The following is a 15,395-nucleotide window of genomic DNA, read 5'->3' on the forward strand; positions in this document are numbered from 1 at the left end:
ATGCTGTTAAGATCTATATTTGCACCGTTTTTAAATAGTCTATAATGAAAGCTGGTATCGTAGGTCTTCCTAATGTTGGTAAATCAACACTTTTCAATTGTCTGTCTAATGCGAAGGCGCAAAGTGCGAATTTTCCATTCTGTACAATCGAACCTAATATAGGTGTGGTAAATGTTCCTGACTCAAGATTGGAGAAACTTGAATCACTTGTGAACCCAGAAAGAGTTTTACCCGCCACGGTCGAAATTGTTGATATTGCTGGTTTGGTAAAAGGGGCAAGTAAGGGTGAAGGTCTTGGAAATCAGTTCCTAGGTAATATTCGTGAAACTGATGCCATATTGCATGTATTGCGTTGTTTTGACAATGACAACATTGTTCATGTTGACGGATCAGTCAATCCCATTCGAGATAAGGAGACCATTGATATGGAGCTGCAGTTGAAAGATTTGGAAACTGTGGACAAGAAACTTGACAAGGTTAAAAGAGCCGCGAAAACAGGGGATAAAGAAGCTCAAAAGGAAGAGGTAGCTTTGTTGAAGATAAAAGAAGGTCTTGAATCTGGAGTATCCGTCAGGGCGATTGAACTTTCTGATGATGATAAAAGAGACTATGTTAGACCATTACAGTTTATAACAGATAAACCAGTGATGTATGTGTGCAATGTTGACGAAGAAGCTGCTGTTTCAGGGAATGCATATGTTGAAAAGGTAAAATCGGCTGTAGCCAATGAAAATGCTGAAGTCGTTGTTCTCGCTGTGGGAACCGAAGCAGATATTACCGAATTGGAAACCTACGAGGAACGCCAAATGTTTTTGGAGGATCTTGGTTTATCAGAACCTGGATCGGCCAAGTTGATTCGTGGGGCCTATAAATTACTTGATTTAGAAACATATTTCACCGCTGGGGAAAAAGAAGTCCGAGCTTGGACAATTCCTGTTGGTGCCACTGCCCCTCAAGCAGCAGGTGTAATTCATACCGACTTTGAGAAAGGGTTCATTCGTGCTGAGGTGATAGCATATGATGATTATGTAAAATATGGTAGCGAAGCCAAAGTGAAGGAAGCCGGAAAAATGAGGGTCGAGGGTAAGGATTATGTCGTTCGTGATGGCGATGTTATGCATTTTAGATTCAATGTGTAGCAGTAACTATACATTTTTCAACATTCAACATTTTTTTGATTTCAACTGGGTATTGTAATTCCAAGGAATCCCATACTTTAGAGTAAACTAAAACTTTTAGTTTGGCCGTATGACTAAAAAAGTATCGGTCACAGGCGGCGGTGTATTATTTGCCATTGTTGGGGTTGTTTTGTTTTCCGCAAAGGCCGTAATGGTTAAGATGGCATATGAGTATAACATAGACCATTTGAGCTTGCTGCTATTTCGAATGATTTTTGCATTTCCGTTTTATTTAGTAATAGCTTTTTGGAAAAGACCTTTACACCCTAAAGAGATTGGGAAAAGGGATTATCTGTGGGTTGTGTTTTTTGGGTTTATAGGGTATTATCTCGCCAGTTTGTTCGATTTTATGGGCTTACAATACTTAAAGGCAGGTTTGGAGCGTATAATCCTTTTTATCTACCCGACCATTGTTGTGCTTTTATCATGGATTATCTTTAAAAATAGAATAACCAGATTGCAGGCCTTGGCCATCGCAGTTACATATATTGGAGTTTTAATAACGTTTTGGAATGAGGTTGGCATTAGTGGTGATTCCATAGTTTTTGGAGCTTTCTTGATTTTCTTAAGCGCTTTTACTTACGCTTCCTATTTAGTTGGCAGTGGTTGGTTGATTCCTAAATTTGGAGCTGTACAATTTACTGCATACGCCATGATAGTATCTACTATTTGCGTTGTTCTACATTATGTTTTTGTAAATGGATTTTATCTTGCCAATTACCCAAATGAAGTGTATTTGTTAGGGTTCATGATGGCAATTTTTTCAACCTTAATACCTTCCTTCCTTGTTTCTGCGGCCATAAACCGCCTTGGCGCATCTACCTTTTCAATATTTGGAAGTTTAGGCCCTGTTTCGACTATTGTTTTGGCATTTTTCTTTCTGGGTGAACAAATCTCGCAACTACAATTTTTTGGGATGCTGGTGGTAATCTGCGGAGTTATATTGGTTTCAAGGAAGAAAGCTTGAGTACATATTTCAGTTTATGAACCTGAACCTTGCAGAGATCGGGTTTTATTGTAGAAGCTCAAATCGCAAACATTTAGTCCGTGTCCCATTTAATAATATCAACAAAAATGGTACTTTCGTTGTTAATTACTTTCCGAGCTAAGTACTTTGATTTTTGCTTTGAAATTTTATATTAGCAGGGATAAACCCTGACCCGTTATGGCACAGTCCCAATATACCGAAGATAATATTCGATCACTCGACTGGAAAGAGCATATTCGCTTGCGTCCAGGTATGTATATTGGTAAGCTGGGTGATGGTTCTTCTGCGGACGATGGTATTTACATTCTTCTTAAAGAAACCCTGGACAACTGTATTGATGAGTTTGTTATGGGAGCGGGCAAAACCATTGAAATATCAATAAAAGATAATATAGTAAGGGTAAGGGACTATGGTCGTGGTATTCCTTTGGGAAAGGTGGTAGATGTAGTTTCCAAGATGAACACCGGGGGGAAGTATGATAGTCGTGCATTCAAAAAATCAGTTGGGTTAAATGGGGTTGGAACCAAGGCCGTTAATGCTTTGTCCAGTTTCTTTGAGGTTCAATCTTCTCGAGAAAATAAAATCAAGACCGCTCAATTTGAACAGGGTGTTTTAGTGTCGGAGGAAGGTCCGGTAGAGACATCCAAGAGAAAAGGTACAAGAGTATCTTTTACGCCAGATGAAACAATATTCAAAAAGTATAAATACAGGAATGAGTATGTTGAGCGTATGCTCAAGAACTACGTTTATTTAAATCCAGGATTGACCATAGTTTTCAATGGTGAAAAGTTCCACTCTGAAAACGGTTTAAAAGATTTACTTGAGGATAATAACAATGCTGAGGACCTTTTATATCCAATTATCCACTTAAAGGGAGAGGACATTGAAGTTGCTATTACCCATAGTAAGACTCAGTACAGCGAGGAATACCATTCTTTCGTTAACGGGCAGCATACTACTCAAGGCGGTACACATCAAGCGGCATTCCGCGAGGCCTTAGTTAGGACTATCCGTGATTTCTACGGTAAGAATTATGATGCCAGTGATATTCGTAAATCGATTATCTCGGCAATTGCCATTAAAGTGATGGAGCCCGTCTTTGAAAGTCAGACCAAAACCAAATTAGGGTCAACTGATATGGGAGGTGATTTTCCAACTGTTCGAACTTATATCAATGATTTTGTTGGTAGGTACTTAGATAATTACTTGCATAAAAATCCTGATACTTCTGAAAAGCTACAGCGAAAGATCATGATGGCTGAGAAAGAACGTAAAGAGCTTTCCGGTATTCGTAAATTGGCCAGAGATCGAGCTAAAAAGGCAAGCCTGCACAATAAAAAACTACGTGATTGTCGAGTTCATTTAGGTGATATGAAAAATGACCGTCGTTTGGAAAGCACTCTTTTTATTACAGAGGGGGATTCAGCCTCTGGCTCAATCACAAAATCCCGTGATGTAAATACACAAGCTGTTTTCAGTTTAAGGGGAAAGCCTTTGAATTCTTATGGTATGTCCAAAAAGATTGTATACGAGAATGAGGAATTCAATCTTTTACAGGCTGCTTTGAACATTGAAGAGTCAATGGAGGATTTGCGTTACAACAATATTGTAATTGCAACTGATGCCGATGTTGACGGTATGCATATTAGATTATTGTTGATCACATTCTTTCTTCAATTTTTCCCTGAATTGATTAAAGAGAATCACTTATATATTTTACAAACACCTTTGTTTAGGGTCCGTAACAAAAAAGAAACAATTTATTGTTACAGTGATGATGAACGAAAGGGTGCCCTAGATAAGTTAACGGGAAAACCAGAAATAACACGATTTAAAGGTCTAGGTGAAATTTCGCCAGATGAATTCCAACATTTTATTGGAGAGGATATTAGATTAGAGCCCGTGATGTTAGACAAGGCAATGTCTATAGAGAATCTCCTAAAATTTTATATGGGTAAAAATACCCCAGATCGTCAGGAATTCATTATCAACAACCTTAAAGTAGAAATTGACCTAGTTGAAGAAAACCAATTATAAATCAAGATAATACGATTCTTTCTTTATGGAAGATAATGAAGAACTGAACCAAGAGCTTAACGAAGACCAACCAATTGAAGAAGGTTCGGGAATAGATGATTCCCAAGATGCCCTGACCAAGGTTACTGGTATGTACAAGGATTGGTTTTTGGACTATGCATCCTATGTGATATTAGAACGTGCGGTACCAGCTATAGAAGATGGTTTTAAACCTGTGCAACGCAGGATTTTACATTCGTTAAAAGAATTGGATGACGGTCGTTACAATAAGGTTGCTAACGTTGTTGGTCATACCATGCAATATCACCCTCATGGTGATGCGAGTATAGCAGATGCCATGGTTCAAATTGGTCAAAAAGACCTGTTGATTGATACTCAGGGTAACTGGGGTAATATTTTGACTGGGGATAGGGCAGCAGCTTCCAGGTATATAGAGGCAAGGCTTTCTAAATTTGCTTTAGATGTGGTTTTTAGCCCAAAAATAACGGAATGGCAGCTATCGTATGACGGACGTAAAAAGGAGCCTGTTAATCTCCCGGTAAAGTTCCCTTTACTTTTGGCTCAAGGTGCTGAGGGTATTGCTGTTGGGCTTTCGACAAAAGTATTGCCGCATAACTTCAATGAATTGATTGATGCTTCAATTAAGCATCTCAAGGGTCAGCGGTTCAAGCTGTATCCTGATTTCCCAACTGCAGGAATAATTGACGTAAACAATTACAATGACGGTTTGCGAGGAGGTAAGATCCGGGTTCGCGCCAGAATGTCTCAAAAAGATAAGAATACGTTGGTTATTAATGAGATACCGTATGGTACCAACACCTCTTCTTTAATAGATTCCATTTTAAAAGCAAATGATAAAGGGAAGATAAAAATAAAAAAAATAGAGGATAATACTGCTGCAGATGTCGAGATACTTGTGCATTTGCCAAGTGGCATTTCCCCAGATAAAACCATTGATGCATTATATGCCTTTACTTCATGTGAGTCGTCCATTTCTCCCTTAAGCTGTATTATTGAAGACAATAAACCGATTTTTATTGGGGTATCTGAAATGCTTAAGCAATCAACTGATTTAACGGTTGAATTGTTGAAAGCGGAATTGGAGATTCAGCTTTCTGAGTTGGAAGAGCAATGGCATTTTGCTTCTTTGGAACGTATTTTCATAGAAAATCGAATTTATAGGGATATAGAGGAAGAAGAGACATGGGAGGGAGTGATTTCTGCTATTGATAAAGGCCTAAAACCTCATACCAAACATTTGAAACGCGCTGTCACTGAAGAGGATATCGTGCGTTTGACGGAAATTCGTATCAAGCGTATTTCCAAATTCGATATTGATAAGGCCCAGCAGTATCTTGATAGTTTGGAAGAGAAAATCGCTGAGGTGAAACACCATTTGGCAAACCTAATTGACTTTGCGATAGATTACTTTAAAAACCTCAAGACCAAATATGGTAAAGGCCGTGAGCGTAAATCTGAGATTCGTGTTTTCGACGATATTGAGGCTACTAAAGTGGTTATTCGGAACACGAAACTGTATGTGAATAGGGAAGAGGGCTTTGTGGGCACTTCATTGCGTAGAGATGAATATGTTACCGATTGTAGCGATATTGATGATATCATTGTTTTTACGAAGGATGGTAAAGCCATGATTACCAAGGTTGATTCCAAAACTTTTATTGGTAAGAACATTATTCATGTTGCGGTCTTTAAGAAAAAAGATAAGAGAACCACTTATAATATGATTTATAAGGATGGTAAAGGTGGCCCTACTTACATCAAAAGGTTCAATGTGACAAGTGTTACTCGTGACAGGCTGTATGACCTTACTCCTGGAAAGCCATTGACAGTGGTGTACTATTTTTCGGCAAACCCTAATGGAGAAGCTGAGGTGGTCACTGTTAATCTTAGGCAGGTGGGGAGTATTAAGAAGCTGAAGTGGGATGTGGATTTTGCAGACGTACTCATTAAGGGCAGAGCTTCAAAGGGGAATATCGTCACTAAATATACAGTAAAGAGGATTGAACTTAAAGAAAAAGGGGTTTCGACACTAAAACCTCGAAAAATATGGTTCGATGATGTTGTTCGTAGATTGAATGTAGATGGTCGTGGAGAGTTGTTGGGTGAATTCCGGGGAGATGATCTTTTGTTGGTCATTAATCAAAAAGGAATTGCCAAAACACTTGTGCCAACAATGACTTCGCGTTTTGATGATGATATGATTGTGCTTGAAAAATGGAACCCAAATAAACCGTTATCTGCAATTTATTGGGACGGTGGTAAAGAACGTTTTTATGTGAAACGGTTTTTAATCGAACAAGGAAATCGAGAAGATTTGTTTATTTCGGAGCATCCAAAATCGTATTTGGAGTTGGTTTCTACTGATTGGCGTCCGGTTATTGAGTTGGAGTTTCCAAAGCCTAGAGGTAAAGATGCCAAACCAAACTTAAGTATTGATATAGAAGATTTTATATCGATTAAAGGAATAAAAGCTTTAGGTAATCAGTTGACTTCGGAAAAAGTTAAAAACGTCAATGCTATGGACTCTTTGCCCTATGAGGAGCCAGAAGAACAGGAAGCCAATGAAATCGAGGTTGTTGATGAGGAAGATGTGAGTAATGAGACTGCGCAGTCAAAGAAGGGAAGCTCTGAAAAACCAGAGGATCCCGATATAGATGATGAGGGGCAAACGGCTTTGTTTTAAAGAGATAAAGTTTCAATGAAGAACTTCATACAAGAATTCAAGGATTTTGCGATTAAAGGTAATATGATCGATATGGCCATCGGTATCATCATTGGTACCGCTTTTAACAAGGTTGTTAATGTTTTGGTTAAGAAGGTTATCATGCCACCCCTGTCATTAATGACCGATGGAGTTCGATTTTCTGATAAGAAGTACGTATTGAGAGAGGCTTCGGATAATATTGAGGAGGCGGCTATTGGTTACGGTGAACTGATTGAGGTTGTAGTTGATTTTGCAATAATATCATTTACTGTTTTTGTAGTCATTAAATTCATGAACCGTTTTCGTACAAAGGCTGAAGATCCAGAGAATCTCGAGGAAACTACTCCAAAGAATATTGAGTTACTGGCCAACCTTGAGGAGCTCATGAAAGAACAAAACAAAATTTTAAGAGATAAAAAAGAATAAGACCATTAATAGTTTTGCAGGGGTACTACTTTATACCGTACCTTTGCGCTAATTTTAGAATTTATGGATTTTACCAACCCCCTGGTATACGGTGTACCCTGTTTTATAGCATTTATTTTATTGGAATTAGCTTATAGCAAAACCCATGGTGATGAGGATTTGTATGAGTGGAAAGACCTGTTTGCAAGTGGATTTATGGGGGTGGGTTCAGCGATTATTGCGCCTTTGATCAAGGTGATTTCCGCCATTGTTATATTTGAATTCACTTATGAATTGTTCAATCCAGTTGTTGATGGTGTAAGATCTAATGTTTTAGGTTATAAGTCCTTTGGGTATGCTTGGTATATATGGCTGTTGTGTCAACTGGCCGACGACTTTACGTATTATTGGTTTCATAGGGCCAATCATGAAATTCGAATTCTTTGGGCCGCGCATATTGTTCACCATTCTTCGGATAATTATAACTTAGGGACAGCTGTTAGAAATGGTTGGTTCACCATTCTTTACAAACCATTGTTTTACATGTGGATGCCAGCTTTAGGGTTTGCCCCTGAGATGGTTGTTGTTTGTTTGGGGATAGAAGCATTATGGCAATTTCAGTTGCATACAGTGTATATTCCAAAAATGGGATGGGTTGAGAAAATAATGAATACCCATACCATGCATCAGGTGCATCATGCTCAGAATGTCGAATATTTGGACAAAAACCATGGTGGTTTTTTGAACATCTTTGATAAAATATTTGGCACTTGGAAAGAACTTGATGATGATATAGATGTTAAGTATGGTGTAATTCATGCCCCTGAATCCTATAACCCACTAGTGATTCTTACCCATGAGTTTAAGGATATTTGGAATGATATGAAAAAGTCCCCTAATATCTGGCACAAGATTATGTATGTCTTTGGTCCTCCGGGCTGGAGCCATGATGGCAGTACTTTAACCGTTAAGCAGCAGCAGCGTTTATTTAGGGAGCATAAGCAAAAGAATCCGAAAGTAGCTTATCACAGGCCTAATTAACTCTTGAATAATTAGGTTAATCCTTTTCTATTTCCTGTACTACAACCTTGTTTTTCTTCATTCTCAAGTTGAAGAATTCTACCATTAGGGAGAATGCTATTGAAAAATATAAATACCCTTTTGGAATAGTTCCCACCTCATTGCCAAACACTACAAGGTGTGATAGGTGTGCAGATTCGGCTATCAGCATAAATCCTATTAAAATCAAGAAGGACAACCCTAAAACCTGAATAGATGGATGTCTGTTTACAAATTCACCAACTGGGTTAGCAAAAAGCATCATTATCAAAACAGAAATCACTACTGCGATGACCATTAATAATAAGGCGTCATTGGGGTTGGGTGAGATACCGTTGGTCATACCGATAGCAGTTAAAATTGAATCAAATGAAAAGACGATATTAATCACAGTGATTTGAAGGATGGCGTTCATCAAGGAAGCTGAACGGTGGCTTTTCACTTCACGCTCATCATGACCTTTATCTTCAATTTTCTCATGTATTTCAGAAGTACTTTTATAAAGTAGAAACAATCCGCCTCCAAACAATATCAATCCCTGTCCACTGATTCCGCCGGAGATCCAGTCGCTATCTAAAATCCAAAACGGCTTTTTCATGCTGGTAAGGAGCGAAATACCAAACAATAGCACTATACGCATTACCATGGCTAAAACAAGCCCTATGTTCGTAGCTTTTTTTCGTTGAGCTTTATCTAACTTGCCTGCGGCAATTGAAATGAAAATAATGTTGTCAATTCCTAATACAATTTCTAAGAATGTTAACGTAAGTAGTGCTACCCAGGCATCAGGGCTTGAAAGTATTTCGAACATGGTTAGTTGGTTTTTATAGCTATTCCTTTAGATTTATTGCTGTCCCCTACAATATTGTACTCAAATGTATATGAATTATCTGTTGTAGTCAATATTTTCATGTGAACTGACTTTTCTTCCGCCTTGTTTCTAGGGTGAAGCTTTTTCACGATACATTCGCAGTCATTTATCCATCTAACTGACGAGCTATCAATCTTGCCTTCAAAATAATCCACCTCTAAGTCACCCTTTCTTACGAAGGTAGTTGTGACCTCTTTGTCATTTAAAACAGATGTGAAGCTGAACTCCCCATCCTTGAAGTCCTTGCAGTTTCTTTCCGGTAGATAACAGGAGTATAGAGTAAAAAGCGTAACTAATAAAAAAATGATTCTTCTTAACATGAACACAAAATAAAGAATTTAGTGCCACAAAAAATAACACAATTCAAAATAACAACCACTTTGGTTCAGATTCTTATTCATGATACGACTTGAAACTTCCGTCATCGTAGAAAATGATGATTTTCTCAATTGTCTTTTCCTTTTTCGGTTCCGTTTTAAGTGGTGCCTCTTTTTGAGGAATTATATTTTGGGTAGGGGTGAGGTTATTTGCTTTTGTGTTTGGGTCGGATGGAAATGACCCTTTGCCGTTCAATAACCAATACAAATTTACTTCAGGAAAATTCTTTATCACTTTTAAAACAAACTCTAAACTAGGTTTGTTTCTTCCTGATAATAGGTGGGAAATACTTGATCGCTGCACGCTTATCCTATCTGCGAAAACAGAGGCCGATAAGTCATAATACCGAAGTATTTTCTCTAACCTTTTAATAAAATCCTCGGTGTTTACCACTGTAACAATAGTTTGTGCAAATCTAGTAAAAATATTGCTTTAAATGGAGCTTTGTACTGGTCAAAACCCTTTGTATTAATAATATTTATGTTCATATAAGATGCCATAAATAACTGAAAATAAGCACTTTAAATTTTAATTAATTGAATTGTTAAAATTTTAGATTTATTTGTTTACAAATGTATTATAATCTCTACGAATCAACACAATTTATTGTATACAAATGTGAATTGATAAGTCACATTTGTAATTTATAATGATGCTACATTTGTAATCGATACAAAATTTCAAAAATGGATTTTCCTCAGAAAGATTACCACCTTATAAAGCAAAATGCACTCCATGGAAGGTATATAACCCGCGGCCATATTTCTTCAATATTGGATGGACTATCCGAAAAATTTGTAGTTGAGAATATTGGCCAATCAGTAAATAGACTTCCTATTGAATCGGTTACCTTCGGAAAGGGTTCGAAAAAAATACTCATGTGGTCCCAAATGCATGGGAATGAATCTACGACAACGAAAGCTGTATTTGATTTCTTCAATTTTATGGATTCGGGAGTTGAATTGTCCAACTCCATTTTAAAAAATTGTACCATTAAGATTATACCCATATTAAATCCAGATGGTGCTAAGGCGTATACAAGAGTAAATGCAAATGGGGTGGACCTTAATAGGGATGCAAGAATCAGGAGTCAGCCAGAAAGTAATGTACTTCGCGAATGTTTTGAATCTTTTGAGCCTAATTATTGTTTCAACTTACATGACCAAAGAACAATATTCAATGTTATGGGTACTACAAAACCCGCCACGGTGTCGTTTTTAGCCCCCTCATTTAATAAAGAGCGTGGTATCTCCAAATCAAGGGCCACAAGCATGCATTTGATAGTAGCGATGAACAAAAGGCTCCAAAAAATGATTCCAGGGCAAGTAGGGAGATATGACGATTCATTTAACGAAAATTGCATCGGGGATACTTTTCAAATGCTTGATGTTCCTACGGTTTTATTTGAAGCCGGTCATTACCCTGAGGATTATATGCGTGAAAACACACGAGAGTATATTTTTCAAGCCCTTGTTGTGGCAATGGGGACTATTGTAGGTAATAAGATCGGTGATTATGCCAAAAAGGAATATTTTGATATACCGGAAAACGCGAAGCTCTTCTATGATGTTCTGATTCAGAATGCTCATTTAATCAATTCTGAAAAATATAGGGCAAATGACATTGTAGCAATACTTTTCAAGGAAGTTCTAGAGGGTAATAATATTTGTTTTAAACCGGAAATAAAAAAAGTAGGTTCTTTACTTGATTTTTATGGTCATCAAAAGTATGATTGTTCAAAAATGGAAGATTTAGAGCTTATTAAAAAACAGTCTTTTTGGGAAGTATTATAAATTCGTTTTTTTAAATAATAATTTCAAAAAACAATATTTCATTACATTTTTGTTAAAAAAAACGATCTTTCGTTAAATTTAATTTCTTAATTACTTATTTTTGCCAAAAATATAATTCAATGGCAAAAGTTAAATTAGACGAAATAGATCACCAAATTCTGGATATGTTGATTGACAATACCAGAACACCTTTCACAGACATTGCTAAGAAGCTTTTGATTTCTGCAGGTACGGTACACGTGCGAGTTAAAAAGATGGAGGAAGCAGGTATCATTCGCGGTTCTTCGCTTACTTTGGATTATGTGAAACTTGGATATGCATTTATAGCCTATGTGGGTATATTTTTAGAAAAAACACACCAGACGAAATTTGTATTGGAGCGTTTAGAGCAAATACCAAATGTTACGGTTGCGCATATTACAACGGGAAAATTCAACATCTTCTGTAAAATCAGGGCGAAAGATACAAACCATGCTAAGAACATTATCTTTAAAATAGATGATATTGAGGGGATCAGCAGAACCGAAACAATGATTTCACTTGAAGAAAGTATAAACGATAAAAAGCGTTTGATGCATAGGATTTTTAATGAAATGTAGTGCCTAAAATTTATTAATTTGTAAATCCCTTGGGCTTTGTCTTTGGGATTTTTTAAGTTATAATCGTATGAGAATCTCTGAACTTAAAGCTGAAGACTATAATCCGTTTTACCAGACCTATATCGATGTTTTGGGGGATGTTGAACTGTTTGACCTTTTAAGAAAACAACTCGATAATTTTCCTCAATTTTTGGCCAGTTTACCAGACGAAAAATTAAGCTATGCGTATGCGGATGGTAAATGGACAATTGCTGAAGCGTTGTTGCATGTACTGGATACAGAAAGAGTTTTTCAATACAGGGCTTTACGATTTATGCGAGGTGATAGTACGCCATTGCCCGGTTTTGACCAAGATACTTTCGTGCCAAATTCCAATGCAGATCGAAGGACTAAAGAGAGTATAATTGAAGAATATAAAGCTGTACGGCGTTCAACAATCGCTCTTTTTTCGAATATGAACGGTAAATCTCTTCAAAATGTTGGTATGGCCAGTGATTCCCCAATGAGCGTTGCCGCTCTAGGATTCATTATTTGCGGGCATCAAAAGCACCACAGAAACGTAATCAGGGAAAGATACCTCTAGTGAATATCCACTAGGCTTCTTCGTTGATCTCTTCTTCTGAGTGTAGTTCCATCTTTTTTGTAAGAGCTTCCTCTTCTTCATTGATGGGTTCAACTTTTGCTTCCAGTTCCTTTTCCATATGGCCTTCAAAATTTGAAATGAAACTGGCAAGACTTTTACTTATTTTGACTAGGTAAACTGTGTCCTCTGTACGGAGTTCAACAGTTTCAATGATTTCACCTTTGACATTTTTAAAGATTATGATATCATCATCACCATAGCCATCGGAATAGGTTTCAATAAATTTAGCAGCAAGAGCATGGTCAAGCTTTTTGTAATCAACAAGTTTGCGAATCATAGTAGTTTGGTTTTTCTATGTTGCCCTTAAATGGATAATTTCGATAACCTAATCTAGCTATTTTTCATCATGAAAAAACCAAAGAGTTGTATAACGGTTGTTTTAGTATATGAAGTCCTTATTTTTTGTAGTAAGCAAAAGCTTGTACGTACAATTCATTCGGTATTTTAACATCGATAATTGGCGTACCAATGGCTTCAAGAAGCACAAAATTAATATGGCCATGGGAGTTTTTCTTGTCAAATTTCAATAATGACAGGATGGTTTCAATATCACGATCTGTAAAGTTAACTTTCTTGTACCTATCTAAAAATGTTGATTTTATGTCTTCAAGTTCATTCTTTGCAAGTCCGGTAAGTTTGTGGGCAAGAAAAGCCTCCAGTATCATTCCTACGGCGATTGCTTCACCATGCAATAGTGTTTCCTTATCCTTGTTTTCAAGAAAATAGGATTCTACCGCATGCCCCAAAGTGTGCCCGTAGTTTAATATTTTTCTTAAATGCTTTTCGGTAGGGTCCTCAATTACCACCTTGTTTTTTATAGATACTGATTTGTAAATATGGCCATCGATATCTTCAAAGTTTTCCAACCCTTTTAATTCTTCCCAATAGTCTATATTTTGAATAAGCCCATGTTTTAGCATTTCAGCAAATCCACTCTTCATCTGTCGATCCTCGAGGGTATTTAAAAACTCAGAAACAACCAATACCATTTCAGGTTGATTTATAACACCTATCTGATTTTTAAGTGGACCTAAATCTACTCCAGTTTTGCCGCCTACAGAGGCATCGACCATTGATAATAGGGTAGTGGGGATATTAATGAAATTAATTCCTCTTTTGTAAGTTGAAGCTACAAATCCTCCTAGATCAGTGACAACGCCGCCACCGAGATTGATTATTAGACTCCTGCGGTCCGCATCAAGTTCAGATAAGGCCAACCAAACATCATTACAAGTGCTTATGTTTTTGTTTTCTTCGCCAGATTTAATCTCAATCAATTCAAAGGCAAAAGAATTTGAAAGCCGTTTTTGTAAAAGCGGTAGACAGAGGGTACGCGTATTTTCGTCGACCAGTACAAAAACCTTTGAATAGGTGCTGTTTGCAAGATGGTCGTTTAATGCGGCAAAAGCCGTTTTGTTGAAATGTACAACGTAATCGGTCGTGGTAATTGATTCCATTTGAAAATAATCTGAAACACAAAATAAACGTTATTTTTAATGATAAGAATACAAAATCTGTGTTTATATTTGATTCATTAAATAATAATTAGAAATGAACCGAATTTTTGAGGATACTTCAACAGCTTTTGCTTTAAAAACAGATTCTGAGTTAGAACGAGCGTATTTTCTTTTTAAGATGATAGCCAATGAACCTTTGGTAAGAATTGGCACAGCAATGACCAATTTTGCCTTGAAGGCACACCTTCCTGTCGACGGATTGATCCGTGCTACGGTATTTGACCATTTTTGTGGAGGTGTGAGCGAAGAAGATTGTATGGCTGTTGTGCATAAAATGTGGGATAAGGGAGTATGTTCGGTTTTGGATTATTCAGTAGAAGGGCAAGATGATGAGGATCCATTGGATCATTGTTTGGCCAAGATTTTGGAAATCCTAGAATTTGTTAAGAAGGAGGATGGTATTCCCTTCGCGGTTTTTAAGCCTACAGGTTATGGACGCCTTAAATTGTTTAAGAAAATAGGGGAAGGTAAAACGCTTACAGCCAAAGAAAAGGAGGAGTGGGGGAGAGTTGTGAACCGTTTTGATGTTACATGTAAGAAGGCACATGATTTGGATGTCTCATTGCTAATTGATGCTGAAGAAAGCTGGATGCAGGACGCGGCAGATCAATTGGTTGAAGAAATGATGGTGAAGTATAATAAAGAAAAGGCTGTGGTGTTCAATACACTGCAAATGTACCGGTGGGATAGATTGGATTATCTTAAAGAGCTAAATTCCAAAGCCAATGAAGAAGGGTTTAAAATTGGAATCAAAGCTGTTCGCGGTGCTTATATGGAAAAGGAAAATGAGCGAGCCCAAGAAAAAGGGTATAAATCCCCAATTTGTGCTTCAAAGCAGGCTACAGATGATAATTTTGATTCTTGTGTAGAATACGCATTAGAAAATTTAGAGACTATTTCGTTATTCGCGGGCACCCATAACGAAGAGAGTAGTTATCGTTTGATGGAGCAATTAGCCGAAAGGGGAATTGCCAATGATGATACAAGAATTTGGTTTGGACAGTTGTATGGCATGAGTGATCATATATCCTTTAACCTGGCTGCCCAAGGTTATAATGTTGCTAAATACCTACCTTTTGGACCAGTACGTGATGTTATGCCATATTTAATAAGAAGGGCTGAAGAAAACACTTCGGTTGCAGGACAAACTACAAGGGAGCTTTCGTTGCTGAAAAAGGAACGCAAACGAAGAAAGATTTAGT

Annotated in this window: 15 protein-coding genes; 10 read left to right on the forward strand and 5 right to left on the reverse strand. The window is 37.3% G+C overall.

Annotation, left to right across the window (positions count from 1 at the left end; translation table 11 throughout):
• The first annotated feature begins 44 nt into the window (after positions 1 to 44).
• The 6 genes from ychF to FB2170_RS11845 all read left to right on the forward strand — a co-directional run bounded on the left by ychF (position 45) and on the right by FB2170_RS11845 (position 8,374).
• A complete protein-coding gene (gene ychF / locus FB2170_RS11820; RefSeq protein WP_013306790.1) occupies positions 45 to 1,139 on the forward strand; it encodes a redox-regulated ATPase YchF in 1,095 nt (364 codons plus the stop codon).
• A gap of 109 nt (positions 1,140 to 1,248) precedes the next feature.
• Positions 1,249 to 2,145 (forward strand): DMT family transporter, encoded by an 897-nt coding sequence (locus tag FB2170_RS11825; protein ID WP_013306791.1) that lies wholly within the window; start codon positions 1,249 to 1,251, stop codon positions 2,143 to 2,145.
• A gap of 198 nt (positions 2,146 to 2,343) precedes the next feature.
• The gene (locus FB2170_RS11830) at positions 2,344 to 4,203 is read left to right on the forward strand and encodes a DNA topoisomerase IV subunit B (RefSeq protein ID WP_013306792.1); all 1,860 of its coding nucleotides are present in this window, start codon (positions 2,344 to 2,346) and stop codon (positions 4,201 to 4,203) included.
• A gap of 25 nt (positions 4,204 to 4,228) precedes the next feature.
• Positions 4,229 to 6,907, forward strand: coding sequence for a DNA gyrase/topoisomerase IV subunit A (locus FB2170_RS11835; protein ID WP_013306793.1), 2,679 nt, complete (start codon positions 4,229 to 4,231; stop codon positions 6,905 to 6,907).
• A gap of 15 nt (positions 6,908 to 6,922) precedes the next feature.
• The gene (gene mscL, locus FB2170_RS11840; protein WP_013306794.1) at positions 6,923 to 7,354 is read left to right on the forward strand and encodes a large-conductance mechanosensitive channel protein MscL; all 432 of its coding nucleotides are present in this window, start codon (positions 6,923 to 6,925) and stop codon (positions 7,352 to 7,354) included.
• Between the two features lie 63 nt (positions 7,355 to 7,417).
• Positions 7,418 to 8,374 carry a sterol desaturase family protein gene (locus FB2170_RS11845; RefSeq protein ID WP_013306795.1) on the forward strand — a complete coding sequence of 319 codons (957 nt, stop codon included), beginning with the start codon at positions 7,418 to 7,420 and terminating at the stop codon, positions 8,372 to 8,374.
• 16 nt (positions 8,375 to 8,390) lie between these two features.
• Here the strand turns inward: FB2170_RS11845 and FB2170_RS11850 are convergent, their stop codons facing one another.
• The 3 genes from FB2170_RS11850 to FB2170_RS11860 form a co-directional block, all read right to left on the reverse strand.
• Complete coding sequence (locus FB2170_RS11850) at positions 8,391 to 9,203, reverse strand: TerC family protein (protein ID WP_013306796.1); 813 nt, start codon at positions 9,201 to 9,203, stop codon at positions 8,391 to 8,393.
• A 2-nt stretch (positions 9,204 to 9,205) separates the two neighbouring features.
• Positions 9,206 to 9,583, reverse strand: coding sequence for a hypothetical protein (locus FB2170_RS11855; RefSeq protein ID WP_013306797.1), 378 nt, complete (start codon positions 9,581 to 9,583; stop codon positions 9,206 to 9,208).
• Positions 9,584 to 9,656: 73 nt separating this feature from the next.
• Positions 9,657 to 10,034 carry a helix-turn-helix domain-containing protein gene (locus FB2170_RS11860; RefSeq protein ID WP_013306798.1) on the reverse strand — a complete coding sequence of 126 codons (378 nt, stop codon included), beginning with the start codon at positions 10,032 to 10,034 and terminating at the stop codon, positions 9,657 to 9,659.
• A gap of 293 nt (positions 10,035 to 10,327) precedes the next feature.
• Here FB2170_RS11860 and FB2170_RS11865 point away from each other — a divergent pair, with 293 nt between their 5' ends.
• The 3 genes from FB2170_RS11865 (at position 10,328) to FB2170_RS11875 (ending at position 12,616) form a co-directional block, all read left to right on the forward strand.
• Complete coding sequence (locus FB2170_RS11865; protein WP_013306799.1) at positions 10,328 to 11,434, forward strand: M14 metallopeptidase family protein; 1,107 nt, start codon at positions 10,328 to 10,330, stop codon at positions 11,432 to 11,434.
• 119 nt (positions 11,435 to 11,553) lie between these two features.
• The gene (locus FB2170_RS11870) at positions 11,554 to 12,033 is read left to right on the forward strand and encodes an Lrp/AsnC family transcriptional regulator (protein WP_013306800.1); all 480 of its coding nucleotides are present in this window, start codon (positions 11,554 to 11,556) and stop codon (positions 12,031 to 12,033) included.
• 67 nt (positions 12,034 to 12,100) lie between these two features.
• Complete coding sequence (locus FB2170_RS11875) at positions 12,101 to 12,616, forward strand: DinB family protein (protein ID WP_013306801.1); 516 nt, start codon at positions 12,101 to 12,103, stop codon at positions 12,614 to 12,616.
• 10 nt (positions 12,617 to 12,626) lie between these two features.
• Here FB2170_RS11875 and FB2170_RS11880 read toward each other — a convergent pair whose 3' ends face one another.
• Both FB2170_RS11880 and aroB read right to left on the reverse strand, forming a co-directional pair.
• On the reverse strand, positions 12,627 to 12,953 hold the full coding sequence (locus tag FB2170_RS11880; RefSeq protein WP_013306802.1) for a hypothetical protein: 327 nt from the start codon (positions 12,951 to 12,953) through the stop codon (positions 12,627 to 12,629).
• A 118-nt stretch (positions 12,954 to 13,071) separates the two neighbouring features.
• Positions 13,072 to 14,133 carry a 3-dehydroquinate synthase gene (aroB, locus tag FB2170_RS11885; RefSeq protein WP_013306803.1) on the reverse strand — a complete coding sequence of 354 codons (1,062 nt, stop codon included), beginning with the start codon at positions 14,131 to 14,133 and terminating at the stop codon, positions 13,072 to 13,074.
• Between the two features lie 94 nt (positions 14,134 to 14,227).
• Between aroB and FB2170_RS11890 the strand changes: the two genes are divergently transcribed.
• Positions 14,228 to 15,394: a proline dehydrogenase family protein gene (locus tag FB2170_RS11890; RefSeq protein WP_013306804.1), complete on the forward strand. Its 1,167-nt coding sequence runs from the start codon at positions 14,228 to 14,230 to the stop codon at positions 15,392 to 15,394.
• Position 15,395 lies beyond the last annotated feature (1 nt).

This window comes from Maribacter sp. HTCC2170 (assembly GCF_000153165.2).
In the GTDB taxonomy this organism is placed as follows: Bacteria; Bacteroidota; Bacteroidia; order Flavobacteriales; family Flavobacteriaceae; genus Maribacter_A.